Origin of the sequence: Nonomuraea sp. NPDC050394 (genome assembly GCF_044459065.1) — a bacterium.
GTDB lineage: Bacteria > Actinomycetota > Actinomycetes > Streptosporangiales > Streptosporangiaceae > Nonomuraea.
In genome coordinates, this window is sequence record NZ_JBITIO010000005.1 from 571,242 (window position 1) to 596,334 (window position 25,093).

A 25,093-nucleotide genomic window follows, 5' to 3' on the forward strand; every position below is an offset into this window, starting at 1 on the left:
GTTTCTACGAGAGATAAGAACCCCGAAACGGGAGCGTAGAACGTGTCGTTGCCACCGCTGGTCGAGCCGGCCGCCGAGCTGACCGTTGACGAAGTGCGCCGCTACTCGCGCCATCTGATCATCCCCGATGTGGGCATGGCCGGGCAGAAGCGGCTGAAGAACGCCAAGGTGCTGTGTGTGGGCGCGGGCGGCCTCGGCTCGCCCGCGCTGATGTACCTCGCCGCCGCGGGCGTCGGCACGCTGGGCATCATCGACTTCGACGTCGTCGACGAGTCCAACCTGCAGCGCCAGATCATCCATGGCCAGTCCGACGTGGGCCGGCTGAAGGCCGAGAGCGCCGCCGCCACCGTCAAGGAGATCAACCCGCTGGTGGACGTCGTGATCCACAACGCGGCGCTGACCACCGAGAACGTGATGGACATCTTCTCCGGCTACGACCTCATCGTCGACGGCACGGACAACTTCGCCACGCGTTACATGGTGAACGACGCCGCGGTGCTGCTCGGCAAGCCGTACGTCTGGGGGTCGATCTACCGCTTCGACGGCCAGGCGAGCGTCTTCTGGGCCGAGCACGGCCCCTGCTACCGCTGCCTCTACCCGGAGCCCCCGCCTCCCGGCATGGTTCCTTCCTGCGCGGAGGGCGGCGTGCTGGGCGTGCTGTGCGCGTCCATCGGCTCCATCCAGGTGAACGAGGCCATCAAGCTCCTCACCGGCATCGGCGACCCGCTGGTCGGGCGGCTGATGATCTACGACGCCCTGGAGATGAAGTACCGCGACGTCAAGGTCCGCAAGGACCCCGAGTGCGTCCTGTGCGGCAAGAACCCGACGGTCACCGAGCTGCTCGAGGACTACGAGGCGTTCTGCGGCACGATCTCCGACGAGGCCGCGCAGGCCGCCTCCGGCTCCACGATCACCGCGGCGGAGCTCAAGGAGATGCAGGACAAGGGCGAGGACATCTTCCTCATCGACGTCCGTGAGCAGGGCGAGTACGAGATCGTCGCCATCCCCGGCGCCACGCTGATCCCCAAGGGCGAGTTCCTCAACGGCTCCGCCCTGGAGAAGCTGCCGCAGGACAAGCGGATCGTGCTCCACTGCAAGTCCGGCGCGCGCAGCGCCGAGGCGCTGGCGATCGTGAAGAACGCCGGGTTCTCTGATGCCGTGCATGTGGGTGGAGGGGTCCTGAGCTGGGTAAAGACGGTAGACCCCAGCCTGCCGACATACTGAGTCCGGCATCTGGGGATGGCATTAGGTTCCCAGCATTAAGGTCGGTGCCGTGAGCAACGCCCGCCCCTGGCCCGCCCTCGTGGTGGCCTCCGTGCTGACTCTGGTCTGCGCGGTGGCCGCCGGAGTGGCGGCCAGCGCGGCGGGCTCCGAACTGTCCAGGGGACCGACCGCCGCCGAACTGGCCGCGGCCGCCGAGCGCGAGGTGTCCGAGCGCTGGCGTACCTGGCAGGCCGGGAAGATCTTCCCCGCCACCCTCGCGTACTCCGCCGAGCAGGGCGGCCAGGAGCGTGCCACCAGGATCGGCATCTCCCCGCAGACCGGCTGCCGGCAGGCCGTCGACAAGAAGGCCGTCAAGGCGCTGCGCTCCCACGGCTGCCGGGCCGTCCTGCGGGCCACCTACATCGACGCGCTCCAGGGCGTGGTGGTCACCGTCGGCGTGGTCGCGCTGCCCGACGAACTGCGCGCCTCCCGGGCCAAGGCCGCCTTCCCGCAGGGCGGCAAGGCCGTTCCGGGACTGCGTCCCGTCGCCTTCCAGGGAACGGTGACCGACCGCTTCACCTCGGCGGTGCGGCAGGCGGGCTCGGTGCGGCAGGCGGGGCCGTACCTGGTGCTGACCACCTCGGGCCAGGTGGACGGGCGGCCGGCGCGCGCGGTGGGCGAGCAACGTCCGACGATCTTCGCCTTCGCCGCCGAGCTGTCCGAGCGGATCCTCGCCGACCTCAGCGAGCCGCGGATGCCCGAGTGCGGCGCCCGGGAGTGGCGGTGCTGAGCGTCCCCGCGGCCTTGGCGGGTACGGCCCCGCGCACCCGCCGGCCGAAACCCGACACCACGACGCGACGAGACCCGAGACCCAACACCGCGGCGCGACATGACCCGAACCTCTGTGTGACGGTGCGGTGTGAGACGGGTCGCGGGTGCGGCCCTGCGGGTGATGGGGCGCGACTGGTCCCGGGGGCGTGGCCGTGACGGGGCGGGTGGCCGGACGTGGGGGTGTGGCGCGGCGTGTGGTGGTGCCCCGGGGCTCGGGTGTGGCGCGTCGCGGGGGTCCGGTGGCTCGGCGGGGGATCTTGCTGGTGGTGGCCGGGCTGCTGGTGGCGCCTCCCGCGCCGGCGCTGGCCGATGACATCCGGGGCAGTCAGCAGCCGGTGATCAAGACTCTGGGGCTGCCCAAGGCGTGGCGGACCAGCAAGGGCGCCGGGGTGACCGTGGCGGTGCTGGACTCGGGGGTCGATCCCGGGCACCGCGACCTGGCCGGGTCTGTGGTGACGGGCAAGGATTTCACCGCGGGCGCCAACCCGCCGGGCGTGCCGCCGCGCAAGCTGCACGGCACCTACATGGCCTCTCTGATCGCCGGCCACGGCCATGGCCCCGGCGGCAGGAGGGGCGTGATCGGGGTGGCCCCGTCGGCCAGGCTGCTGTCGGTCAGGGTGATCCTGGAGGACGAGGAGCCGGGCTTCCGGGAGTTCAACTCCGCGGAGCGCTTCGAGGACGTCGTGGCCAAGGGCATCCGCTACGCCGTCGACCAGGGCGCCGATGTGATCAACATGTCGATCTCCAAGGAACTGGCGACCAAGGAGGAGCGGGCGGCGATCCGGTACGCGATCTCCAAGAAGGTCGTGCTGGTGGCGGCGGCGGGCAACGACGGGCAGCGTAAGCCGGACGCCAACGGGTTCGCGCCGTACTCGTATCCGGCGGCCTTTCCCGGCGTGGTCTCGGTGGGGGCGACGGATCGGGGGCTGCGGCGGGCGTCGTTCTCGAACTGGAACCCGTCGGTGCTGGTGGCCGCGCCGGGGGTGGACATTCTGGGCGCGGGGCCCGGCGACGAGTACTGGGTGGGCAAGGGGACGTCGCAGGCGACCGCGCTGGTCTCGGGCGTCGCCGCCCTCATTAAGGCCAAATATCCGGATATGTCGCCTGCGCTTGTGGCCCAGGCCCTCACCGCGGGCGCCACCCGGCGGCCTCCCGGCGGTTACGACACCGGGACCGGGTTCGGCGTCGTGAACGCCGCGGGCTCCCTGGACGAGGCGGCCAGGCTGGCCGGCCATACCCAGACCGCCAAGGGCGCGCAGGCCCAGGATCCGGCCCGCCCGATGGCCGGCGGCCACGCCGGGCCGATCCAGGTGATCAACCGCGACCGGCGCAGCGTCACCCTCTACGGCGGGATCGCCGCCGCGGGCGCGATCGCCTCCATCACCTCGCTCGGCATTCTGGTAGCACTGGTAAGAAGGGCACGGCGCGTCATACCCCAGCAGGACGCGTCATCCCGCCCCGGCGGGGACGCATGATCTCCCCTCCTCGGGGGACGAAATAGACACAAATGAGAATCGGTTCGGAAACGAGGCGGTGGTGAGGGCACGTAGGTCGAGCTCGGGACTGCCGCGAGCCGGGGGGAGCGACACACCGCGACGGGACAACCCGCTCGGAGCCGCCGCCGGCCGCCGCTCCCGCGTGCGCGCATGGCCCCCCGCGACGGGCGCCAAGGCCACTGCGGTGCGCGAGCGCGCCGAGGCCGCCGTGCTCCGGCAGGGCGTGCGCTACCGGACGATCTTCCGCGCCCTGCTGGCCGGGATCATCGCGCTGTCGGCGGTCATCGTGCTGACCGGCACCGTCGGCCTGTTCTCCGAGACGCGGGCGCGCCCCCTCACCGTGGCCGAGCAGAACCGCTACAAGCAGGAGGAGATCGCCCGCCGCTGGCAGGCCTGGCCCGCCACGGGCGTGTTTCCCGAAGAGGTGAAGTACCTGGGCCTGGAGAAGGCCACCCAGTACGCCAGGCGCGTGGGCATCGCCCCGCAGGCTGGCTGCGACAAGGCCGTCGACCAGGCGGTGGCCGGGGTCCTGGCGGAGTTCGGCTGCGTGGCCGTGCTGCGTGCCACCTACGTCGACCAGACCTCCTCGTTCGTCATCACGGTCGGGGTCGCGGTGCTGAAGGACGAGGAGTCGCGGGCCTCGGTGACCGAGCAGCTCACGCTGGACGACCGGGTGGGCGTGCTGCCCGTGGCCTTCCCCGGCACCGTGACCGAGCGCTTCGGGACCGAGCAGCGCCAGCGCAACGCCTGGGTGGGGGCCGGGCCGTACGTCGTCTTCTCCACCGCCGGTTACGTGGACGGCCGCACGCGCGCCGCCGTACCTCCCGAGGAGATTTTGCACAGCGAGCTCTGGCCCGCCGCCAAGTCGATCGGGAACCAGATCGCCTACTTCCTCGCCGACCCGCCCGCGGTCCCGCCCTGCACGCAGGGGAACGTGTGCTGAGCGCCGTCCGCCTGCTGACGGCCGCCGCGCTCGCATTCTCGGGTACGGCGCCGCCGCCCGTCCGCACCCAGCAGGAGTGGGTCCTGGACGCGCTCAACGTCGAGCAGGCGTGGACCCTCACCAAGGGCGCCGACGTCGTGGTCGCGGTCGTCGACAGCGGCGTGGACACGAAGATCAAGGAGCTGAAGGACAAGGTCACCGTCGGCCCCGACATGACCGAGCCGGCGCTGGACCGCCACCTGCCGCCGGGAAGGCACGGGACTGCCATGGCCGCGCTGATCGCCGGTTCCGGAGCCGACGGGGGGCTGGTGGGTGTGGCCCCGGAGGCGAAGATCCTGTCGCTGCCGCTGCCCGAGGAGGAGGACGGCCCGAACTTCCTGCCGCCCGCCCAGGAGCAGTCGGGCAGCAGGGAGAGCCCGCTGGCCAGGGCGATCCGCTACGCGGCCAACCACGGAGCCAAGGTGGTGAGCCTGTCGCTGGGCGCCTACGGGCCGCACAAGTCGGAGCGTGAGGCGGTGTCGTACGCGCTGGGCAAGGGCGTCGTGCTGGTCGCGGCCGTGGGCAACGACGGGCAGACCAAGTACGCCAAGGACAACAGCACCTCCTACTGGAGTTTCCCCGCCGGGTACCCGGGCGTGATCGGCGTGGGCGCGGTGGACCGGCAGGGCAGGCGCGCGTCGTTCAGCAGCGACAACCTGTCGGTGCTGGTGGCTGCGCCGGGCGTGGAGGTGCCGGTGGTGAAGGGCCAGGGCGACTACGAGCTGTCGTCGGGTACCAGCTCGGCGACGGCGCTGGTGGCGGGGGTCGCCGCCCTGATTAAGTCGAAATATCCGCAGATGTCGCCCGCGCAGGTGTCGCAGGCCATCGCCCTGAGCGCCCGGGGCAGGCCCGCCGCCGGCTACGACGAGAAGGTGGGATTCGGCACTGTGGACGCGGCCGCCGCGCTCAACGCCGCCCAGCAGCTCTCCGGGCAGCGGCGCGAGGTCGACATGCCCTCCGGCCGGCACTTCGGCGAGGGCGAGGAGTCGCCCCAGCCGTCCCCGCCCGGCCCCGACCCGTGGCGCCTCTGGCTGTACGGAGCCGGCGTCATCCTGGCCCTCGTCACCTTCTGCGGCGCGATCATCGTGCTCAATCAGCGCGAGCGGTAAAGATCCGCTATGGTCGCGCGTCATGGGATACGAGCTACGCGTGGTTCGTGAGTCGCCACTGGCGTTCGCGGAGCTCGCGAAGGCGATCGCGCCGGCCGGATTCGAGCTGAGCGCAGCAGAGGAGATCCTCGCCAGACACGGCGGCGACGCCCATGCCGTCGCCCGCTGGCGCGGCGAGATCGTCGGCGAGCCCGGCTCCGACTGGCACGTGGCGCAACTCACCCGGTTGTCGTCCGTGCTCGGCGGGCGCCTGGTCGGCGAGGACGGCGAGGTCTACGCGCTGACCGACGGCGTCGTCGAGGTGATCGCCAACGGGAACGCCGCCGAGATCGGCAAGTTCGACAAGATCGTCGCCGCGGGACCCGATTCATGGTGAACCCCTATGCCGAACGGGTCCTCGACGTCGTCGAGCGAATCCCGCCCGGCATGGTCATGTCCTACGGCGACATCGCCGAGTATCTCGGCGAGGGCGGACCCCGCCATGTCGGCCGGGTCATGTCGACGTGGGGCGGCGGCGTGCCCTGGTGGCGCGTGGTCCACTCCGACGGCACCGGCGCCCCTGACCACGAGGAACGCTGCCTGACGCACTGGCGCGAGGAGGGCACCCCGCTGCGCGGCGACCGCGTCGACATGCGCGAGGCCCGCTGGCACGGGGATTCAGCGGATTCTCAGGAAACCCGCTGAGCTGCGTATCCCCCCTCCGGGAGAATCCGCGGCATGTGATTCCCATTACCATGGCCTGAACAGCGACTGCGGGTCCGAAAGGCGGTGCCTTCCCAATGGCCACCGGCGTCACAGCCCAGGAGCGGCTGCGGGCTGTTCAGGACCTCTGCGACCGCGGGGAACCCTTCGAGGCGGTCATGGAGGCGGCACGGGCCGCCGGGCCCGACCATGCCGCCGAGATCCTCAGCGGCCCGCTGGGCGCCAGGATGGACCAGGCGATCAAACGCGGAGCCGCGCACAGGCGCGAGCTCGTCACCCTTCTGCGCCCCTATCTCGCCACCGTCGACCCCAAGGTCAAGCGCGAGCTCCCGGTGGCCCGCAGGCTTCTGTGCCACCTCATCGAGCACCGCGACCTCGGCGAACTCGTCGACGGCGACGTCCTCACCACCGTGGTCGCCGCGGCGGCGGAGCCGTCCAAGCGCATCCGCAAGGGCCTGCGCTGGTATGCAGACCTGCCGCTGCGCGACGAGCTGCCGCCCGCCCTCTACCGCCTGCGCCGCGCCGACCTGGTGCCGGTGACGCAGATCGACGACATCGTCTGGCGCGACGGCAAGCTGCTCGTGCGGGGCCACGCCTACCTCGCCGGGCTGTCGGTGCGCAGCCGCCGCTTCAACCGGGCCACCGTCGTCCTGCGCGGGCCGCGCTGGCTGCCGCCGGTGCGCATGCGCACCCGCCGCGTCCTCGCGCCCGAGGCCACGCACGCCGCGCGCGAGCCCGGGTGCAACTACGACTGGTCCGGCTTCACCGCCGAGCTGAGCTCCTGGCCGCTGCGCTGGCGTGGCGGGGTCCGCGGGCTCGTGTCCGCGGTACGCCGCCGGATGCGGCACCGGCCCGCCGTACGCGACGCCACCACCTGGCGCGCGGAGATCGTCTTCTGGAGCCGCGGCGCCCGCGCCACCGGTCTGCTGCGCGGCGCCGCCGTGGGCCGCACGGAGCGTCCCGCCGGGCTCCGGGTCAAGCAGGGTCTCTGGGTACGCCCCGTCTGGACCTCCGACCGGGCGCTCCAGGTCGTCCTGCAGCCCAACCGGGCCGAGCTGACCGGCGTCACCGTGGACGGCGACCGGCTGGAGCTGAAGATCTTCCTGCCCGGCCGCAGCGTGACCAAGGGCCACGCCAGGCTCGGCGGGCACCGCATGGCCGCCGACTTCACGCCGGAGGCCGACGGGACGCTGGTGACGGTCGGGCTGGCCGTACCGGCTCTGCTGCAGGAGAAGGACGGACGGCGGCTGTGGGTCGAGCCCAAGGGCGACCCCGCGGCCTCCGTGATGCTCGGTGACGCGGCCGAGGTGCGCGCGACCGCGGACGACCGCGAGATCACCGTGCTCGCCGACCGCCGCGACCGCGTCGTCGTCTCCGCCCACCGCGTCCGCCCGGTGATCACCTCCGCGGTGTGGGAGGGCGAGCGGCTGGTGCTCCGCGGCAGCTATCCCGACGCGGCGGGCGCACGCACGCTCACGCTGCGCCACCGTTCCGGCCTGACCTATACCGCCGCGATGGAGCGCTCCGAAGACCAGTTCACGGTACGGCTCACGCCGGCGACCATGGACCGCTTCGGCGAGTCCGTGCCCCTGGCCTCCGGCACCTGGAACCTGTCCATGCGCCACCCGTCCGGCGAGATCGTCCCGGTGCGCATGGACCACGCCGCCCTCGGCGCCCTCGACGAGGACCCGCGCACGATCGGCGGCCACGCCTTCCGCATGGTCTCCACCCGCTTCGACGTGCCCGTGGTGATCGCCGAAGAGGCGCGCCCGGCCGACGAGAAGGGCGTCGCGGGCACCCACGTGCTGCGCCGGGTCTTCTACCCCGCGCAGCGCACCGAGCCGCTCAACGACGCCACCGTCTACGTCGCCAACGACGGCCGCCTCTACTCCGACAGCGTCCGCGCCATCTACGAGGAGCGGCTGCGGCGCGGCGACGAGCGCGAGCACATCTGGGTCGTCAAGGACGGCGCCTTCGTCCCGCCCGGTCCCGCCACGGTCGTGCGCGCGGGCAGCAGGGAGCACCACGCGGCGCTCGCCCGCTCCCGCCACATCGTGACCAACGCGTTCCTGCCCGTCTGGTTCCGCTCCCGCGAGGACCAGGTCGTGCTGCAGACCTGGCACGGCACCCCGGTCAAGCACATCGGCAACGACCAGCCCCACATGACCCGCGACCCGCGCCCGCCGGTGTGGCACCGGCAGGCGGCCGAGGTACGCGGCTGGGACGTGCTGCTGTCACAGTCCCCCTGGGCGACGCCGGTGCTGCGCGAGGCGTTCGGCTACAAGGGCGAGGTGCTGGAGAGCGGCCTGCCGCGCAACGACGTGCTGTCCTCTCCCGAACGCGACCGGATGGCCGCGGAGATCCGCGCCCGGCTGGGGCTGACCGAGGGCAAGCGCGTGGTGCTGTACGCGCCGACGTGGCGTGACTACGACCGCAAGAACGCGATGGTCAAGCTGGACCTGGCGAAGGCCAGGCAGGCGTTGGGGGCCGACCACGAGCTGCTGGTCAGGGGCCACCCGATGCAGGCGATGCCCGCCGTTCCCGACATCGCCCACGACGTCTCCACCTACCCCGACATGACCGACCTGTTGCTGGTGGCGGACGTGCTGGTGACCGACTACTCCTCGTCGATGTTCGACTTCCTGGCGACGGGCAAGCCGATCGTGTTCTACGCGTACGACCTGGCGAAGTACGCGACGAAGAGGGGCCTGTACGTGGACCTGGAGGCACAGGCGCCGGGCCCGGTGCTGCCGACGTCGGGCGAGGTGGTGGAGGCCCTGCGCTCGATCGACACGGTGGCGGCCGAGTACGCGGACCGCTACGAGACCTTCCGCGCCACCTACGCCCCCAAGGACGACGGCAAGGCGACGGCCCGGGTAGTGGACCACCTCTTCTCCTGAAGGGCCCAAGGGCATGGTGGTCGCCGCGCTCCCGCGCATCTCCAGCCTCGGCCCCTGAAGGTCCTCGCTCCGCTCGGGCGCCTTCTCGCGCCGCTTTCGCCCGTGCTTGAGCAGGGTGCCTGGGTGGTCGAAGCCGTCCAGCGGTCTTGAGCGGTGCCGTACTTCGGGACAAGGGCATGGGATGGAGGGGTAGGACGGGGCCTGTGGGCACGGGACCACTACCGAACTTGGAGGCACGAGCTGTGACGTGGGCGCACACCCGGCGGGTGCCTTGGCTGTCCTTCGCTCAGCAGGCGAAGCGCAGGGGTCCGGCAGGCGGGATCTTCGTGATCGTGGCATGGCCTCGGCTCCCGTAGGGCCGGGCTCCGTGCGGTGTCCTGTGCGCCGTGCTCACTCGGACTGGGCCACGGGTGGACTTTGGGGCGCGCTCATGACCGGACCTGGAAAGAGCTGGCGGGCGGGCGTGGGCGGGGTGTGTGTTGAGGTGGGGTGGTTTGGGGGTTAGGGTGTGCTTTTGTGACTGCCGGGTCGGCCATGGGCCATGAGCGAGAGAGGTACCCGGCCAAGGCGTGAGCGATGGGCGGGCGCGTAGCCCGCCGGATCCCCGTCTTTGCCCCTACCTCTCATCAAAAGCTCACACCCATGGAGAAGAATGCCGTTCGATTTCAACAAGCAGATCATCGAGGAGTTCCGGGCCAATCGTGGCCGGGTTGGGGGGCCTTTCGAGGGCGCCCGGCTGCTCCTTCTCACCACCACCGGGGCGCGCTCCGGTGTTCAGCGCACCGTTCCGCTCGGGTACCTGCATGACGGGGGCGAGCAGGTTCTGGTGATCGCCTCCGCCAACGGGGCCGCCCGTCATCCGGCCTGGTTTCACAATCTCGTCGCCGAGCCCACCGTCAACGTCGAGGACGGGATCTTCACCTATGAGGCGCGGGCGACCGTGCTGGAAGGTGCGGAGCGGGAGGCTGCCTGGGCGCGGGCGGTCGAGGCCGATCCCGGGTGGGCCGAGTATCAGGCGCGTACCTCTCGGGTGATTCCCGTCATCGCGCTCAAGCAGACCGGGGGCGGGCCGCCGCCGGCCTCGTCGTTCGGCGAGGCGCTGCGGATGATCCACGACGCCTTCCGGCGGGAACTGGTGCTCATCCGCGAGGAGGTCGCCGCGTCGGGGCCGGGGCTGGGGGCGCAGTTGCGGGTCAACTGCCTCACGTTGTGCCAGGGGCTGCATGTCCACCACTCGCATGAGGACACGGGGCTGTTTCCGGCTCTGTCGGCGCGGTATCCGGAGCTCGCCGAGGTGATGGATCGGCTTGGTGCCGAGCATGAGAAGGTGGCCGCGTTGCTGGCCAGGTTGCAGGAGGTCGTCTCGACCGAGAGTGCGGATACGCCGGCCGTACTCAAGGAGGTCGAGGAGCTCGCCAGTGCGGTGGAGCAGCACCTCGACTACGAGGAGGAGCAGCTCATCCCGATCCTCGACGGGGCCTGAGGTTTCGCTGACGGGCCGGGTCCGGAATCCCGGCCCGTCGGGGTCCGGCTCCCGCGGTGTGGTCAGGCGGTGGTGCCGGCGTCGACGGTGATGGCGGTGCCGGTGATGTTGCGGCCCGCCGGGCCGGCCAGGTGGACGACGGTGGCGGCGATGTCGTCCGGGTCGACGTAGCGGCCCAGGGCCGTGTACGAACGTTCGGCGTCGGCGTCGGGGCCGTCGGCGGGGTTCATCTCGGTGTCCGTGGACCCGGGATGTACCAGGTTGGCGGTGATGTCCAACGGGCCCAGATCCCGGGCCAGCCCTCTGGTGAGGCCGATGAGGGCGGACTTGCTCATCGAGTACAGGGTCCAACCGGCATACGGCACGCGTTCCGCCAGGCTGCTGCCGATCGTGACGATCCGCCCGCCGTTCCGCATGTACGGCACGGCCGCCTGAGCCAGCAGGAACGCGGCACGGGCGTGGACCGCCATCGTGCGGTCGAGCTCCTCAAGCGTGACTTCCTCCAAGGGGCCGTAGGGGGCGATACCGGCGTTGTTCACCAGGATGTCGAGCCTGCCCAGGATGCCCGCGGCGTGGTCGACGGCGGTGCGGAGGGCACGTTCGTCCGCGGCTTCCGCCTGGATGGCGGTGGCGCGGCGCCCGGCCGCCTCGATGTCCTTGACCACGGCCTGGGCCTGGTCGGCGGCGCTGGCGTAGGTGATGGCGACGTCGGCCCCGGCCGCTGCCAGGCCGCGGGCGATGGCGGCGCCGATGCCTCTGCTGCCGCCGGTGACGAGGGCGGCCCTTCCGTGCAGCATGGTGATCCTCCATAAGCGGAATAGGTTCCGCTTTGACGATAAGCGGAATTGGTTCCGCTTGGCAAGGGGTCGATAAGGTGTCCGGGTGACGCAGGAGCGGGCCGATGCCGCCAGGAACCGGGCGAAGATCCTCGCGGCGGCGGCCGAGCTCGTCGCCGACAAGGGCATCGAGGGGCTGGGGATGGCCGAGGTGGCCGCGGCCTCGGGGGTGGGGGTCGGCACGCTGTACCGGCGGTTCGGGGATCGGTCCGGGCTCGCCTACGCGCTGATCGACGCCAAGGAGCGGGAGTTCCAGGAGTCGTTCCTGTCCGGGCCGCCGCCGCTGGGGCCGGGCGCGCCGTCGGGGGAGCGGGTCCGGGCGTTTCTGCATGGGCTCGTTGACCGGACGTTCGCGCAGCTGGATCTGTTGCTGATGGCGGAGACGGCGGCGCCGTTCGCGCGGTTCGGCGGCGCTTATGAGGCATATCACCGGCATCTGTCGCTGCTCATCGCCGACGTCAACCCGGCCGCCGACGCGCCGTTCGCCGCCGACGCCCTGCTGGCGCCGCTCGCCGCCAACCTCGTCATCCACCGCGCCCGCCGGCCCGCCGACCTCAAATCCGGCCTCGACGAGCTCCTGCGCGGCGTCCTCGCGTCCCCGCCCTGATCCGACCTCTTTCGGCGGTGTGCGGTCTTCAACGCGCTTTGTGATGGTGTGCGGCTTTCAACCCGCCCCATCCCGTACGGCAAGCCGCCCCCACGCCACCCGCCGACCCTGGCGGGCGCCGATCGTGGGGGTCGCTTCTCACGTCGGACGTGGTCCCCGCCGTAACGGTCCCGCTTGACCACCGGGCCGGACGCGGCGACCAGGGCGGCGGGCCGTACCGGAGGAAGAAAGTGGCGGTCGGGGTGGGGTGGAGGAAGGTGGGTTGGGGGCGGCGGGTTGGCGGGATATTGGGGGATTGGGCCGGTAGCGTGGGCGGACTCGTGGGGAGAACGGTCAAGGCGGCACGATCTACCCCTGTGGTCTGGTGGAATCTAGTGCTGTGAGTGGTCAGACCTGGCGATTGGTGCGACGTGGGGGCGGGGGACCTGTTGAGGCCCCTGTGCTCGACGAGTACCAGCGTGCCGTGGTCGAACATCCCGGTGGGCCGATGCTCGTCCTCGCCGGTCCCGGCACCGGGAAGACGACCACCGTCGTGGAGACCGTCGTCGACCGGATCGAACGCCGGGGGCTTGATCCCGAGCGGGTGCTCATCCTCACGTTCAGCCGGAAGGCCGCCGGTGAGCTGCGCGAACGTGTCACCGGCCGGTTGCGCCGCACCACGCGTACGCCGCTGGCCCTCACCTTCCACAGCTACGCCTACGCGTTGCTGCGGCGCGAGGCCCTGCAGGCGGGGATGGAGCCGCCGCGGCTGCTGAGCGGGCCCGAGCAGTTGCTGGAGATCCGCCGCCTGCTCCACGGCGAGCTGGAGGACGGCGCGCGCGAGTGGCCGCAGGCGTTGCGGGAGCCGCTGAAGACCCGCGGGTTCGCCGAGGAACTGCGCGACTTCCTGTCACGGGCGGGTGAGCGCGGTCTCGACGGCGACCGCCTGGTCGCACTCGGCTACCAGCACGGCAGGCCAGACTGGGTGGCGGCGGGCAAGTTCTCGCTGCGCTACCAGGAGCGTTTCGACCTCGACCCCGAGCCGGTGCTCGACTACGCCGAGCTGATCAAGGCGGCGGCCGGCCTCCTGTCCGACCCCGACGTACGCCGCCGCGAGCGGGCCGCCTACGACATGGTCTTCGTGGACGAGTACCAGGACACCGATCCGGCCCAGGAGTACCTCCTTCAGCAGCTCGCCGGCGACGGCCGCGACCTGATCGCGGTGGGCGACCCCGACCAGTCCATCTACGGTTTCCGCGGCGCCGACGTCCGCGGCATCCTGCGTTTCCCGGAGCGCTTCCGCACCCTGGACGGCCGCGACGCGCCCGTGGTCGCCCTGCGCGTGTGCCGCCGCAGCGGCGCCGACCTCCTGACGGCCTCCCGCCGCGTCGCCTCCCGCCTGCCCGCCGCCCCCACCCCCGACGCGACCCTCACCCCATCCGAGCCATCCGGTACGGCCCAGCCGTCCGCCCCGGTGGCGAAGGAGCAGGACACTGCGTTCGAAACCCTGCTGACAGCGGGCCCGACAGACGACCTACCCGACGAACCCGACGTGCCCGAGCCCGACGAGCCCGACGAGCCCGATCGGTCTGACGAGCCCGACGCTCGTCCTGAGCCCCCGGCCCAGGAGCCACCCACTCCGCCCGCCGTACCGAGGGAGCGGAAGGCGTGGGGGCATCGGGACCTGATGCCCCTGGACGGCGCCGAACCCGGCGAGGTCAGGGTCCTGCTGGCCGACTCCACGAGCCAGGAGGCGGCCGTGGTGGCCGACGCGCTGCGCCGCGCGCACCTGATCGACGGCGTGCCGTGGCACCGGATGGCCGTGCTGGTCCGCTCGGCCACCCGGCAGGTGCCGTTGCTACGCAGGGCGCTGGTGAGTGCCGGTGTGCCCACGATGGTGGCGGGCGACGAGGTGCCGATCGCCCAGGAGCCCGGGGTGCGGCCGTTGCTGACGATGCTCCGGATGGCCCTGTACCCGGGCGAGCTGGACGAGTCCGTGGTGGAGGAACTGCTGACCGGCCCGCTGGGCGGCACCGACATGATCGGTGTACGCCGCCTCCGCCGCGCCCTGAAGATCGCCGAAAACGAGGCCGCCGCCACCGAAGAGCCCGCCCCGGCCCAAGAGGAAGGCACCTCCGGTGAAGGCGCCTCGGGTGAAGGCGCCTCGGGTGAAGGCGCCTCGGGTGAAGGCGCCTCGGGTGAAGGCGCCTCGGGTGAAGGCGCCTCGGGTGAAGGGGCCTCGGGTGAAGGGGCCTCCGAGGTGGGGGGCTCCGGGGGAGAGGGGGCCGGTAACGAAGAGGTTCTTCTGGAAGGGGAGGACGGGCCGGTGGGGCGGTCCGTCAGGTCGTCTGGGGAACTGCTCGTGGCCGCCGTCCTGGATGTCCGCGAACTGACCCGCATAGAACCCCACATAGCCCACCCGGCAGAACGCGTGGCCCACCTCCTCCACGCCGCCAAAGAGGCCGCCAAGGCCCAGAGCACCGCGGAAGAGGTCCTCTGGGCGATCTGGCAGGGCAGCGGCCTGGCCGAACGCTGGACCGACCTGAGCCTGTCGGGCGGCGCCCGGGGCGCCCAGGCCGACCGGGACCTGGACGCCGTGGTGGCGTTGTTCGATCACGCCGCCAGGTTCGTGGACCGCATGCCCAGAGCCGGCGCGGAGGTGTTCCTGGACGACATCGCCTCCCAGGAGATCCCCGGTGACACCCTGGCCGAACGCGCCCCGGACGGCGATGCCGTGCGGGTGCTGACCGCGCATCGCTCCAAGGGACTGGAGTGGGACGTCGTGGTGGTGGCGGGCGTTCAGGAGGGCGTCTGGCCGGATCTGCGGCTGCGGGGTTCGATGCTGGGCGCGGAGGACCTGGTGGAGCTGGCCGAGGGGGCGCAGCCGAGTACCGCGTCGCTGGCCTCGAAGCTCCTGGCCGAAGAACGCCGCCTGTTCTACGTGGCCGCGACCAGGGCCAGGAAGAGGCTGGTCGTGACGGCGGTGGGCGGTGAGGACACCGATGAGCGGCCGTCGAGGTTCCTGGCCGAGCTGATGCCGGGCTCCGTGGACACGGCGACGGTGGACGACCAGGCCCGGTGGCTGAACATGGCAGCGCTGGTGGCCGACCTCCGCAGCGCCGTAACAGATCCCACAAAGCCAGCAAAAATCCGGCAGAAGGCCGCGCAGCAACTCGCCAGGCTCGCCGCCGCGGGCGTGCAGGGCGCGCATCCCAACGACTGGTACGCGCTGACGCCGATCTCCGACGACCGCCCACTCGGCTGGCCGGACGACATCGTGCGCATCTCGCCCTCGGCCGTGGAGAGCTTCACCAAGTGCGGCCTGCGCTGGCTCCTGGAGACGGCCGTCGGCGCCGCCGGGACGAGCAGCGCCCAGGGCCTCGGCACGGTCATCCACGCCCTGGCCGTGCTGGCCGCCACCGACCTGCCCAGCGAGGACCTTCTCGGCCGCCGCCTGGACGACATCTGGAGCGAACTGGACTTCGGCGGAGTCTGGTTCAACCGCAAGCAGCGCCAGGTGGCCGAGCAGATGATCGCCAAGTTCCTGCGCTGGCACAAGGAGAACCCGCGCGAACTGGTCGCCCTGGAGGAGGCGTTCACCGCAACGGTCGGCGACGGCGTGCTGATCAAGGGCCGCGTGGACCGGGTCGAACGCGACTCCGACGGCAGGGCCGTCATCATCGACCTCAAGACCGGGTCGAGCAAGCCCAAGGCGGGCGACCTCGACCGCCACCCCCAGCTGGGCGTCTACCAGCTGGCCGCGCTGCTGGGCGCCTTCGCCAGGCACGGCATGACCGAGCCGGGCGGCGCCTCGCTGGTGCAGCTCGGCAAGGCGGGCGGCAAGAACGACGCGCTGGAGCAGGCACAGCCCGCCCTGGCCGACGACCGGGACCCCACCTGGGCCAAGGACCTGGTCGACACCGTCGCGATCGGCATGTCGGGCCCGTTCTTCCAGGCGAAGGTCAACGACGGCTGCCGTACGTGCGCCGCGAAGGCCAGCTGCCCGGTCAACGACAACGGGGGCCAGGTGTGCTGAGTCCGGGAGAGCTCGCCGACAAGCTGGGCGTGCTGCCGCCGACTCCGGAGCAGGAGCTTGTCATCCAGGCGCCGCTGGAGCCGATGGTCGTGATGGCCGGAGCGGGTTCCGGCAAGAGCGAGACGATGGCCGGGCGCGTGGTCTGGCTGGTCGCCAACGGGCTGGTGCGCCCCGAGAACGTGCTTGGTCTCACCTTCACCCGCAAGGCCGCCGCAGAGCTGGCCAACCGGGTGCGTGAGCGCCTCAACGGCCTGGCCGAGGCGGGCCTGGTCGAGCCGTCGCTGCTGGACGACGAGCCGGCCGTCTCCACCTACCACGCCTACGCCGCCCGCCTGGTCACCGACCACGCGCTGCGTGAGGCGCTGGAGCCCACGATGCGCCTGGTCACCCCGGCCGTCTCGTGGCAGCTGGCCTCGCGGGTCGTGGCGATGTACGACGGGCCGATGGACAAGATCGAGCTGGGGCCGCCGTCGGTCACGGCCGCCGTACTGGAGCTCGCGGGAGAGCTGTCGGAGCACCTGCGCGCCGGCGGCGACGTTCGGGGCGTCGGCGAGTGGCTCGACGAGCGGTACGGCATGCTCCCCGCCAAGACCATCGCGGCCCAGCGCAAGCCCATCGCGGTGCAACGGGCCAGGGAACAGCTCCTTCCCCTGGTGGCGGCGTACGAGCGGCTGAAGCGTGGCCGCGAGGTCATCGACTACGGCGACCAGATGTCCCTGGCCGCCCGGATCGCCGCCAAACACCCCGAAGTCGGCCAGATCGAACGCGACAGGTTCTCCGTCGTCCTGCTGGACGAGTACCAGGACACCAGCCACGCCCAGCTCGTCCTGCTCAGGAGCCTGTTCGGCGGCGGCCACCCCGTCACCGCGGTCGGCGACCCCTGCCAGTCCATCTACGGCTGGCGCGGCGCCTCGGCCGGAAACCTGCGCCGCTTCTCCCAGGACTTCAGAACGGCCTCCGGCGACCGGGCCCCGGTGCGTCAGCTCTCGGTCAGCTTCCGCAACGGCGACCGCGTCCTCGACGTCGCCGCCCGGGTCCAGATCCCGCTGCGGATGGAGGCCAGGGAGGTCCCCGTCCTGGTGCCCGGCGCCAACCGCAAGGACCGAGGCCGCGTCACGTGCGCCTTCCACGAGACCGCCGAGGACGAGGCCGAGTGGATCGCCGAGGGCGTCAAGAAGATGCTCGGCCAGGAGGTCGCCCCCGACGGCCTGCCCTGGGGCGAGAAGGAACGCAAGAAGACCTTGGAGCTCCAGCCCCAGGACGTGGCGATCCTGGCCCGCAAGCGCTCGCAGTTCCCCGCCCTGCGCCGCGCGCTGGAGGCCCGCGACATCCCGGTGGAGGTCGTCGGCCTGGGCGGCCTGCTCACCGTCCCCGAGGTCAACGACATCGTCGCCACCCTCCGAGCCCTGTATGACCCGACGGCCGGAGATGCCCTGGCCAGGCTCATGGCCGGTCCGAGGTGGCGTATCGGTCCCGCGGACCTGCGCCAGCTCGGCGAGTACGCCCGCGAGCTCACCCGCGAGGCCAGGGAGGGCACACGGCCGGAGAAGGACCCGCTCGACCAGGTGGTCGTGGACCTGGCCGAGGAGCGCGGCAGCCTGATCGACGCCCTCGACGAGCTGCCCGACCGCGAGGAGTGGCTGGAGTCGTTCTCGCCGCTGGCCAGGAGCCGCCTGGTCGCGCTGGCCCACGAGCTGCGTCAGCTGCGCGCCCACACCGCCCAGCCGCTGCCCGACCTGATCACCGAGGTCGAACGGAAGCTCGGCCTCGACATCGAGGTGGCCGCGCGCGGCGGCACGGTCAGCGCCTTCGCCGCCCGTGCAGACCTGGACGCCTTCCTGGACGCCGCCTCCCGCTTCGCCGGGGACGCCGAGGATCCGACGCTCGGCGCCTTCCTGGCCTACCTGGAGGCGGCGGAGAGTGAGGAGTTCGGCCTGGAGGCGGGGCGCGTGGGCGAGAGCAACAGCGTGAAGCTGATGACCGTGCACGCCTCGAAGGGCCTGGAGTGGCCGGTCGTGGTGGTGCCCGGCCTGTCGCAGCTGATCAGCTCGAAGGGCACGATCGCCACCGGCAGCATGTTCCCGGCGACGCCGGTCACCAACAGCCGGTGGACGGACAATCCGCGCAAGCTCCCGTACCCCTTGAGAGGGGATGTCGCGGACCTGCCCCGGCTGGGCGGGCTGAGCAAGGAGGAGCTGATCGCGTTCGACGAGCGCTGCCGCGCGCGCGACCTCATGGAGGAGCGGCGCCTGGCCTACGTGGCGGTCACGCGGGCCCACTACCACCTGATCGCCTCCGGATATCGCTGGGGCAGCGCCACCAAGCCGCTGGAGCCGTCGGACTTCCTGCTGGAGATCCGCGACACCAGCGACCGCGTGGCCTTCTGGGCCCCGGACCTGGCCGACGGCGCGACCAACCCGCTGCTGGACGAGCCCGCCGAGGCCACCTGGCCGGTCGTTCCAGAAGGCGACAGGTACGAGGCCGTCCTGGACGGCGCCCGCCTGGTCGAGGACGCGCTGTCGGGCCGGCTCGACGCCGCGCCGGAGGAGCCGCTGAAGACGTTCGAGCAGGAGCGCGTCCGGGCCTGGGAGCGCGACACCGACCTGCTGCTGCGCGAACGCGAGCTTTATCGGCGCGGTGGCGGCAGGACGGTCGAGCTGCCGTCGAAGCTGACCGTCTCGTCACTGGTCACGCTGGCCGCCGACGCGAAGGAACTGGCCCGCAGGATCCGCCGCCCGGTCCCGGTCAAGCCCGCGCCGCTGGCCCGCCGGGGCACCTCGTTCCACCGCTGGCTGGAGACGCGCTGGGACCAGCAGCGCCTCATCGACGACTTCGAGCTGCCCGGCCTGGAGATCGTCGAGGAGGAGGCCGACGTACGGCTGGCCGAGCTGCAGGAACGCTTCGAGGAAAGCGAATGGGCCACCCGCAAACCCCTCGACCTCGAGGTCCCCTTCGAGACCATGATCGCCGATCGTCTGGTCAGGGGCCGCATGGACGCCGTCTTCCAGCTGCCCGACGGCACGTACGAGGTGGTCGACTGGAAGACGGGTGAACGCCCGTCGGGCAAGGCGGCGGCCGCCGCCTCCGTCCAGCTGGCCGCCTACCGCCTGGCCTGGTCACACCTGGCCAAAGTCCCCCTGGACCAGGTGGGCGCCGCGTTCCACTACGTCCGCCCCAATGAGACCGTCCGCCCGGTGAACCTCCTCGGCGCGGACGGCCTCATCGCCCTCATCGAAGCGGTTCCCACCTCAGCCTGACAGGTAGCGGAACGTGGGTTTGGGGTGCATCAGGAAGTCGTGGTGGGAGATGTTCCAGGCGTAGGCGCCGGCCATGGCGAAGACCACGGTGTCGCCCACGCGGATGGAGGTGGTGACGGCTCGGGCGAAGACGTCCTTGGGGGTGCAGAGCTGGCCCACGACGGTCACGGGCTCGTCGGTCACGCCTGGGCCGGTGCCGGTGGGCAGCACGGTGAAGGGCTGGTCGTGGCCCTTGGTGACGGGGGTTCTGAGGTGGTGGGTGCCGCCCAGCACGACCGCGTACGCCTCGCCGCGCACCCGCTTCACGTCCACGACCCTGGTCACGTAGTGGCCGCAGTAGGCGGTCAGCGACCTGCCCGGCTCCACCCGGACCGCCTGGCCGGGGGTGCGCAGGCGGGCCAGGCCGGTGCCGTAGGCGGGCCAGTCGAAGCGGGCGGCGGGGTCGCGGTAGTCCACGGCCATGCCGCCGCCCAGGTTCACCTCGCCGGGGTGGGTGGACAGCAGGGTTTCCGCCAGTTTCAGGAGCTGGTCGGCGTTCAGGCCGCTGGCCAGGTGGTAGTGGCGGCCGCGTAGCCGTACCCGGTCGTCGAACAGGGGCAGGCAGGCGCGCACGCCGTCGTCGTCCATGCCGAACGGGCCGCTCATCGTGAGGGCGGCGCCCTCGACGGGCAGGTCGGGGCTCACCCGCAGGAGGACGTCGGCGGCGCGGCCCGAGGCGAGCAGGCGGCGCAGTTCGTTGGGCGACTCCACGTGCAGGCGGTGGGCGGGCAGGAGGAGCTCCGCGTCGGTCTTGCCGGGGCCGCCGAGCGCCAGCGGCTTGTCCGGGAACAAGGCGCTGACGTGCGCGTGCTCGCCGCCCGATGAGACCTCGAAGCCGTCCACGTGGGGTTCGAGTACGCGGAGCAGTTCGGGGTCGGGGTTGGCCTTGACCGCGTAGTAGAGCTCGATGCCGGGCAGCGCCCGGCGGACGGCCGTGGCGTGCGCGTCCAGGGCGGGCAGGTCGTAGACGTAGGCGGGCGCGTCGCCGGCGGTGGCCTCGGCGATCCGGGCGGCGGGTACGGGGCTCATGCGAGCGGGTTCGCGATCGGGACGTAGCCGGCCGCGCGGTCGGCGGCCCTGGCCCAGCGCACCGACAGGTTGGCCTTGGCGGGCAGGGGCGCGCCGGCCAGCAGATCCGACAGGGGTACGGGGTTGCCCAGGTCCGCGGCCACTTCGGCGATCACTTCCGCGGCGGATCGCCACAGGCGGGCCAGCGTCGCGTCGTCGGGCGCCACGCTGGCGGCGATCTCGGTGAGGTGGTTGACCAGCAGGCAGTAGGCGACCCTGGCCCAGCCTCGGTCCGCGTCGTAGGACAACGCCTCCGCCACGCGGTCCGGCACCCCGGTCAGGTCGTGGCGGCCGGTGACCAGCTTGGTGCCCTCCAGGTCGCGGAAGACCACCTCGGCGGGCAGCCCGTCCGCGTCGAGGCCGACCAGCACGTTCTGCAGGTGGGGCTCCAGGACCACGCCATGCCGGAAGTAGAGCTCCAGCACGGGCGGGACGAGCGCCGCGACGTAGGCGCGCCACCACGCGGCGGGGTCCGGCGTGCGGACGCCCTCGGCGGCCAGCGCCCCGGCCAGCACGGGCGTGACGCCGGGGGAGGTGACCGACCACGGGCTGGAACGCACGATCACGCCGAGCCCCTCCAGCAGCCGCGTGCCCAGGCCCGCGGAGCGGTAGCCGGGTTCGGGCAGCCACCGCGTCGCAGGGTATTTGCCGGAAATTTCATCGAATATCGTGCCCAAGCGGCGGTTCAGCTCCACCGCCCCTGCCAGCTCATACCAGGCGTTCTTCCGGACACAGTTCGTGATCCGGACATCCAGCGAGAACTTCAGGCAGACTCCGAGGTCCGGCGCGTAGACCGTCCGCACCGACGACGTCGGCACCACCACCGGCCCCGGCCCCAGGTCCACCAGCCGGTCGTCGAAGACCGGGCCGAGCAGGTCGAGCTGCCACGGATGCGCGGGCAGCAGCGCGTACCCCGGCGGCGCCTCGCCCAGGCGGTCCAGCACGCCGGTCACGCCCTCCTGCGAAACCACGTCGGAACGCACCCCCAGCAGCCGCACCGGGAACCGCGCGTGCGCCTCGGGCGCGTAGGCCAGCCAGTCGCGCCCGCCCCGCGCCTTCGGACTCGGATGGAACGGATGCCCGTAGACCAGCGCCTGCTCCGAGGCCAGCCACGGGTCGGCGGGCGCGACCGCCTCGGCCCGCGCCCGCAGGATCGCCTCCAGGGCCTCGCGGCTGGCCGCCACCTGGCCGGCGAACTCGGCGTTCACCTCGCCGAGGCTCAGGTCGGATACGGCCCGCCGTACCAGCTCATCGGTGGTCAGAGGCACCCAGACGCCCTGCTCCAGCCGCTCGGGCGGGCCGGTGAAGCGCAGCGCGGCGCCGCCGCGCGTGCGTGCCCGCAGCAACGTCCCGCCCACCCGCAGCAGCAGGTACGGCGGCGCCGGCCACACCAGGCCGCGCGGCCCCGCCACTTCCCGCACACAGCAGCGCAGCAGCGCAGCCAGGGTCGCCTCCTCGGCCCGGGGAGGCGACGCGGCGGGGGAGTCGAGGACCAGGCTTTCCACGTCACGCTCTCCTCAGGTAGTTGGGCCCGCTGGCGCCGTAGTACTTGTTGACGTCGCGGGCGCCGGTACGCTCCTTGGCCACCAGGGTGCCCGCGGTGATCATCGATTTCCCGGTGAGCCGGGCCGCGTCGAGCGTCCTGGCGCGCAGCAGCCGGGCCATGGGGTCCTCGCCGTGCTCGTCGAGCGCCTCGGCGAGGGTCTCGCGCAGCAGCCGGGCGGCCCGCTCGTGGGGCAGCGCCCCGAACGCGACCGCGGCGGCCGCCAGGTGCAGCGTGATCGTCACGAACACGTCCGCCAGCGCGTGGGGGTCGTCGGTCAGCATGCGCTGGTCGGTGAAGGCGGGCGGCTCGACACCGGCCGCGCGCAGCCTCGCCGGAGAGGCCAGCAGCCCGTCGTTGTCCTTGACGAGAAGTTTCATGCCGTCGGCCGTGAACACGAGGGCGATGTTCTGCTGGTGCGCCTCCAGCGCCACGCCGTGGCGGACGAACAGCCGCACGTTCCAGCGCAGCAGGATGCGCAGGTACTCGGGGACCACGTCGCCGAGCCGTTCGAGCACGGTGGGGGCGTTGAGCGCGGCCACCGGCACGATCCTGCCCTCCGGCAGCCTGCGGATCATCCACGCCAGGTACTCGTGTCCGGCGTGCGCGTAGGTCTGCTCGTCGGCCACGAGGACGTCGGGGTCGGCCAGCTCACGGACGAGCAGTTCGGCCAGGGCCCCGTCACGCAGCGTCCCCGGCTTGATCGAGCGGCGGTTGCGCACGCCCAGCGTGCTGACCGGAATCGGTAGCTTCAGGTGGGTACGCGCGTCCAGTTCGACGGTCCGCATCGACAACGTGGGCCGCACGATCGTCGGCCGCCCCTCGACCTCGCGCACCCCCTCGACCTTCAGCGCCTCCTCGATCGTCAGCGGGTGCACGGGAAACGGCTCGTCGTGGCCGGGCACCGCGACCCAGCGCAGCGCGAACGCGGGCCCGAACTCCGGCGCGTACGCCAGCAGGTCCGCGGCGCTCATCCCCACCCGGGCCCGCGAGGTCGGATACACCGGATGCTCCACGAACGCCGCCAGCGTCTCGAAGGACGGCTCGCCCGCGAGCACCCGATCGGCGTGCAGGGCGTGCAGCTCACCGGCCGTCAGCGCCGCCGCGCACTCGTCGGCGAAGGCCGCCACGCCCTGCGCGTCGGCCGGATCGGCGACCTCGGTCAGCGTGGCGAGCACCTCCTCCAGCCGCAGGCGTTCCTCGGGGGCCACCACGAAGTCCTGGTAGAGCGACCCCGGCACCAGCCGTACGACCCTGCCGTCGGCCAGTGTCAGCCGCACGCCCTCCCGGGTCCTGCTCACCCGCCCCGACAGTCCGCCGTAGTCCTCGCGCAGCAGGGCGTCCAGCACCCGGGCGGCCAGTCTGGCCTGCGTGGAGTCGAGGGTCACGCCGAGATCACCCATGGCCGCTCCGCTCGGTAGGCGTCCACCGCCGCCTCCACCCGGTGGCGGTCGGGGCCGACCGCGCGGATGACGCCCAGGTAGTCGCGGTTGGTGTGGGTTCTGGTGATGCGTTCTCCGGCGGCGCGCAGGGGGCGGTGCCAGAGGCGGACGCCGCCCTGGGAGCGTTCCTCCGCTCCGGGGGCCTCGGTGATCGTTCCGGATCGGTCGGCCACCAGGCTGACGGCGGTGCCGTACCCGGGAGTGGAGGGTGTTTCCGGAAGCCGCTCGCCCAGGTGCGCCCGCAGGATCCACTCGAACAGCGGGACGCCCAGGATGTCGCCGAGCAGGAAGTCGCAGTGGTCGCCGATCACGCGGTAGTTGACCTCGACGACGCGCGGTCCGGCCGGCGTGATCACGTACTCGGTGTGGCAGGCCCCGAAACCCGCCCCCAGCGCCGCGAGCGCGGCCAGCACGTGCTCGTGCGGCCCGTCCGGCGCCCAGTCCAGCCGCTCCTCCACGAAGTGCGGCAGCGGTCCCAGTTGCGTCGCGTAACCGCCCAGCACCCGCGTGCCCGCCGCGTCGCCCAGCGTCTCCAGCGTGCGCAGCGGCCCCTCCAGATACTCCTCCACGACCACGTACGCGCCCGGCCGCGCGCGCCGCACCGCGGTGACCGCCGTCTCCAGGTCCTTCTCCACCAGCATCACGTCCTCGCTGGCCACGCCCTCGCGGGGCTTCACCACCAAGGGGTACGGCAGGCCGCCGGGAACGGCGTCGTCCGGACCCAACTGGATCGAGAAGACCTCCTCCACCCCGGCCTCGGCCAGTTTCGCGCGCATCAGGTACTTGTTCTTGGCCGACAGGCACGCCCGCCAGTCCTTGCCGGGCAGCCCGAAGTAGGCGGCGGCCAGCGCGGTCTCGGTCTGCAGGTGGTCGGAGTTGCTGAACAGGGCGTCCGGCCGCCCGAGACGCGAGACGGCGTCGATGAGGGCGCGCGGGTCGCGCACGTCGCACGCGACCGCGTGCGGGTGCTGCTCGGGCCGGTCGGTCAGAATGGTGACCTCGCAGCCGAGCGCGCGAGCGGCCGGCAGGAAGCCGTCGGTCACCGAGTCCGTCGGCTTGAGCGCCGTCATGAAGAGCCGCAAAACAGGGCACCCCCGGATCAGGTAAGGCTAACCTAACTCGGCGATGATAGTCCCGGGACGATCACCTCGTTGCCCCGACAGGCTAATCGGCGGCCAAATGAGAGTCTTCTCATTCTCGTCTCACCGACATCTCCTCCGCAGAGCCTACGGTCCTGTCATGACCCGTAGGACCACGCTCGTGGGCGCCACGGTCGGCGCGGTGCTCGCCGCGCTGGCCATGACCGTGGTGGTCAAGGCGGGGGCGGTCGAACCGGACCTCGGCGGCGAGATCATCGTCACCCCCGCGGCCACCCCGCCGCCCAGCCCGACGCCGACGATGACGCCGAGCCCGACCAGGGAACGCGCGACGCCCACGCCGACCAGGGAACGCGCGACGCCCACGCCGACCAGGAAGAAGACGAAAGCCGACCCGGTGCCACCCCCGTCGCCGACCAGGGTCCGCAGCGGGGATGATGATGAGGACGATGACGACGACTGAGCAGGCAAGGTGAGCGCGAG

General features: G+C 72.0%; 18 protein-coding genes. 13 read left to right on the forward strand and 5 right to left on the reverse strand.

All coding sequences use genetic code 11. The features are described 5' to 3' along the window. Positions 1 to 42: 42 nt before the first annotated feature. The 9 genes from moeZ to ACIBKY_RS23635 all read left to right on the forward strand — a co-directional run bounded on the left by moeZ (position 43) and on the right by ACIBKY_RS23635 (position 10,706). The gene (gene moeZ, locus ACIBKY_RS23595) at positions 43 to 1,224 is read left to right on the forward strand and encodes an adenylyltransferase/sulfurtransferase MoeZ (protein ID WP_379610527.1); all 1,182 of its coding nucleotides are present in this window, start codon (positions 43 to 45) and stop codon (positions 1,222 to 1,224) included. A 49-nt stretch (positions 1,225 to 1,273) separates the two neighbouring features. Next, the gene (locus ACIBKY_RS23600; protein WP_397099355.1) at positions 1,274 to 1,993 is read left to right on the forward strand and encodes a hypothetical protein; all 720 of its coding nucleotides are present in this window, start codon (positions 1,274 to 1,276) and stop codon (positions 1,991 to 1,993) included. 307 nt (positions 1,994 to 2,300) lie between these two features. Next, the gene (locus ACIBKY_RS23605; RefSeq protein ID WP_397099357.1) at positions 2,301 to 3,509 is read left to right on the forward strand and encodes a S8 family serine peptidase; all 1,209 of its coding nucleotides are present in this window, start codon (positions 2,301 to 2,303) and stop codon (positions 3,507 to 3,509) included. A gap of 163 nt (positions 3,510 to 3,672) precedes the next feature. After that, positions 3,673 to 4,473, forward strand: coding sequence for a hypothetical protein (locus ACIBKY_RS23610; protein ID WP_397099359.1), 801 nt, complete (start codon positions 3,673 to 3,675; stop codon positions 4,471 to 4,473). Then, positions 4,467 to 5,621, forward strand: coding sequence for a S8 family peptidase (locus ACIBKY_RS23615; protein WP_397099361.1), 1,155 nt, complete (start codon positions 4,467 to 4,469; stop codon positions 5,619 to 5,621). The genes ACIBKY_RS23610 and ACIBKY_RS23615 overlap by 7 nt, the downstream gene beginning before the upstream one ends. Before the next feature lie 22 nt (positions 5,622 to 5,643). Continuing rightward, a complete protein-coding gene (locus tag ACIBKY_RS23620) occupies positions 5,644 to 5,997 on the forward strand; it encodes a hypothetical protein (protein ID WP_397099363.1) in 354 nt (117 codons plus the stop codon). Then, the gene (locus ACIBKY_RS23625; protein WP_397099365.1) at positions 5,991 to 6,305 is read left to right on the forward strand and encodes an MGMT family protein; all 315 of its coding nucleotides are present in this window, start codon (positions 5,991 to 5,993) and stop codon (positions 6,303 to 6,305) included. Before ACIBKY_RS23620 ends, ACIBKY_RS23625 begins: the two co-directional genes overlap by 7 nt. Positions 6,306 to 6,400: 95 nt before the next feature. Then, positions 6,401 to 9,223, forward strand: coding sequence for a CDP-glycerol glycerophosphotransferase family protein (locus ACIBKY_RS23630; protein ID WP_397099367.1), 2,823 nt, complete (start codon positions 6,401 to 6,403; stop codon positions 9,221 to 9,223). A gap of 652 nt (positions 9,224 to 9,875) precedes the next feature. Next, a complete protein-coding gene (locus ACIBKY_RS23635; protein ID WP_397099369.1) occupies positions 9,876 to 10,706 on the forward strand; it encodes a nitroreductase/quinone reductase family protein in 831 nt (276 codons plus the stop codon). A gap of 62 nt (positions 10,707 to 10,768) precedes the next feature. Here the strand turns inward: ACIBKY_RS23635 and ACIBKY_RS23640 are convergent, their stop codons facing one another. Further along, positions 10,769 to 11,503 (reverse strand): SDR family NAD(P)-dependent oxidoreductase, encoded by a 735-nt coding sequence (locus tag ACIBKY_RS23640; protein WP_397099371.1) that lies wholly within the window; start codon positions 11,501 to 11,503, stop codon positions 10,769 to 10,771. An 85-nt stretch (positions 11,504 to 11,588) separates the two neighbouring features. On the opposite strand from ACIBKY_RS23640, the gene ACIBKY_RS23645 reads away from it, so the two are divergent. The 3 genes from ACIBKY_RS23645 (at position 11,589) to ACIBKY_RS23655 (ending at position 19,421) form a co-directional block, all read left to right on the forward strand. Further along, on the forward strand, positions 11,589 to 12,149 hold the full coding sequence (locus tag ACIBKY_RS23645; protein WP_397099373.1) for a TetR/AcrR family transcriptional regulator: 561 nt from the start codon (positions 11,589 to 11,591) through the stop codon (positions 12,147 to 12,149). A gap of 439 nt (positions 12,150 to 12,588) precedes the next feature. Further along, positions 12,589 to 16,164, forward strand: a complete 3,576-nt coding sequence (locus ACIBKY_RS23650; protein WP_397099375.1) for a UvrD-helicase domain-containing protein — start codon at positions 12,589 to 12,591, stop codon at positions 16,162 to 16,164. Beyond that, the gene (locus tag ACIBKY_RS23655; protein WP_397099377.1) at positions 16,158 to 19,421 is read left to right on the forward strand and encodes a UvrD-helicase domain-containing protein; all 3,264 of its coding nucleotides are present in this window, start codon (positions 16,158 to 16,160) and stop codon (positions 19,419 to 19,421) included. The genes ACIBKY_RS23650 and ACIBKY_RS23655 overlap by 7 nt, the downstream gene beginning before the upstream one ends. Here ACIBKY_RS23655 and ACIBKY_RS23660 read toward each other — a convergent pair. From ACIBKY_RS23660 to ACIBKY_RS23675, 4 genes are read right to left on the reverse strand one after another with little or no spacing between them, the layout of a single operon-like run. Then, positions 19,413 to 20,489: a type III PLP-dependent enzyme gene (locus ACIBKY_RS23660; protein WP_397099379.1), complete on the reverse strand. Its 1,077-nt coding sequence runs from the start codon at positions 20,487 to 20,489 to the stop codon at positions 19,413 to 19,415. The genes ACIBKY_RS23655 and ACIBKY_RS23660 overlap by 9 nt on opposite strands. Further along, entirely contained in the window at positions 20,486 to 22,033 is a 1,548-nt protein-coding gene (locus ACIBKY_RS23665) for an IucA/IucC family protein (protein ID WP_397099381.1), read from the reverse strand. The genes ACIBKY_RS23660 and ACIBKY_RS23665 overlap by 4 nt, the downstream gene beginning before the upstream one ends. Before the next feature lies 1 nt (position 22,034). Further along, positions 22,035 to 23,474 (reverse strand): IucA/IucC family protein, encoded by a 1,440-nt coding sequence (locus tag ACIBKY_RS23670; RefSeq protein WP_397099383.1) that lies wholly within the window; start codon positions 23,472 to 23,474, stop codon positions 22,035 to 22,037. Further along, positions 23,456 to 24,595, reverse strand: a complete 1,140-nt coding sequence (locus ACIBKY_RS23675) for a siderophore biosynthesis protein (protein ID WP_397099385.1) — start codon at positions 24,593 to 24,595, stop codon at positions 23,456 to 23,458. The genes ACIBKY_RS23670 and ACIBKY_RS23675 overlap by 19 nt, the downstream gene beginning before the upstream one ends. 157 nt (positions 24,596 to 24,752) lie before the next feature. Here ACIBKY_RS23675 and ACIBKY_RS23680 point away from each other — a divergent pair, with 157 nt between their 5' ends. Further along, on the forward strand, positions 24,753 to 25,073 hold the full coding sequence (locus ACIBKY_RS23680; RefSeq protein WP_397099387.1) for a hypothetical protein: 321 nt from the start codon (positions 24,753 to 24,755) through the stop codon (positions 25,071 to 25,073). The last annotated feature ends 20 nt before the right edge of the window (positions 25,074 to 25,093 follow it).

Coding starts and splice junctions, on each gene's coding strand:
- ACIBKY_RS23680 (WP_397099387.1), top strand. CDS start 24,753: ATGACCCGTAGGACCACGCTCGTGGGCGCCACGGTCGGCGCGGTGCTC.
- ACIBKY_RS23640 (WP_397099371.1), bottom strand. CDS start 11,503: ATGCTGCACGGAAGGGCCGCCCTCGTCACCGGCGGCAGCAGAGGCATC.
- ACIBKY_RS23620 (WP_397099363.1), top strand. CDS start 5,644: ATGGGATACGAGCTACGCGTGGTTCGTGAGTCGCCACTGGCGTTCGCG.
- ACIBKY_RS23625 (WP_397099365.1), top strand. CDS start 5,991: ATGGTGAACCCCTATGCCGAACGGGTCCTCGACGTCGTCGAGCGAATC.
- ACIBKY_RS23670 (WP_397099383.1), bottom strand. CDS start 23,474: ATGGGTGATCTCGGCGTGACCCTCGACTCCACGCAGGCCAGACTGGCC.
- ACIBKY_RS23635 (WP_397099369.1), top strand. CDS start 9,876: ATGCCGTTCGATTTCAACAAGCAGATCATCGAGGAGTTCCGGGCCAAT.
- ACIBKY_RS23630 (WP_397099367.1), top strand. CDS start 6,401: ATGGCCACCGGCGTCACAGCCCAGGAGCGGCTGCGGGCTGTTCAGGAC.
- ACIBKY_RS23660 (WP_397099379.1), bottom strand. CDS start 20,489: ATGAGCCCCGTACCCGCCGCCCGGATCGCCGAGGCCACCGCCGGCGAC.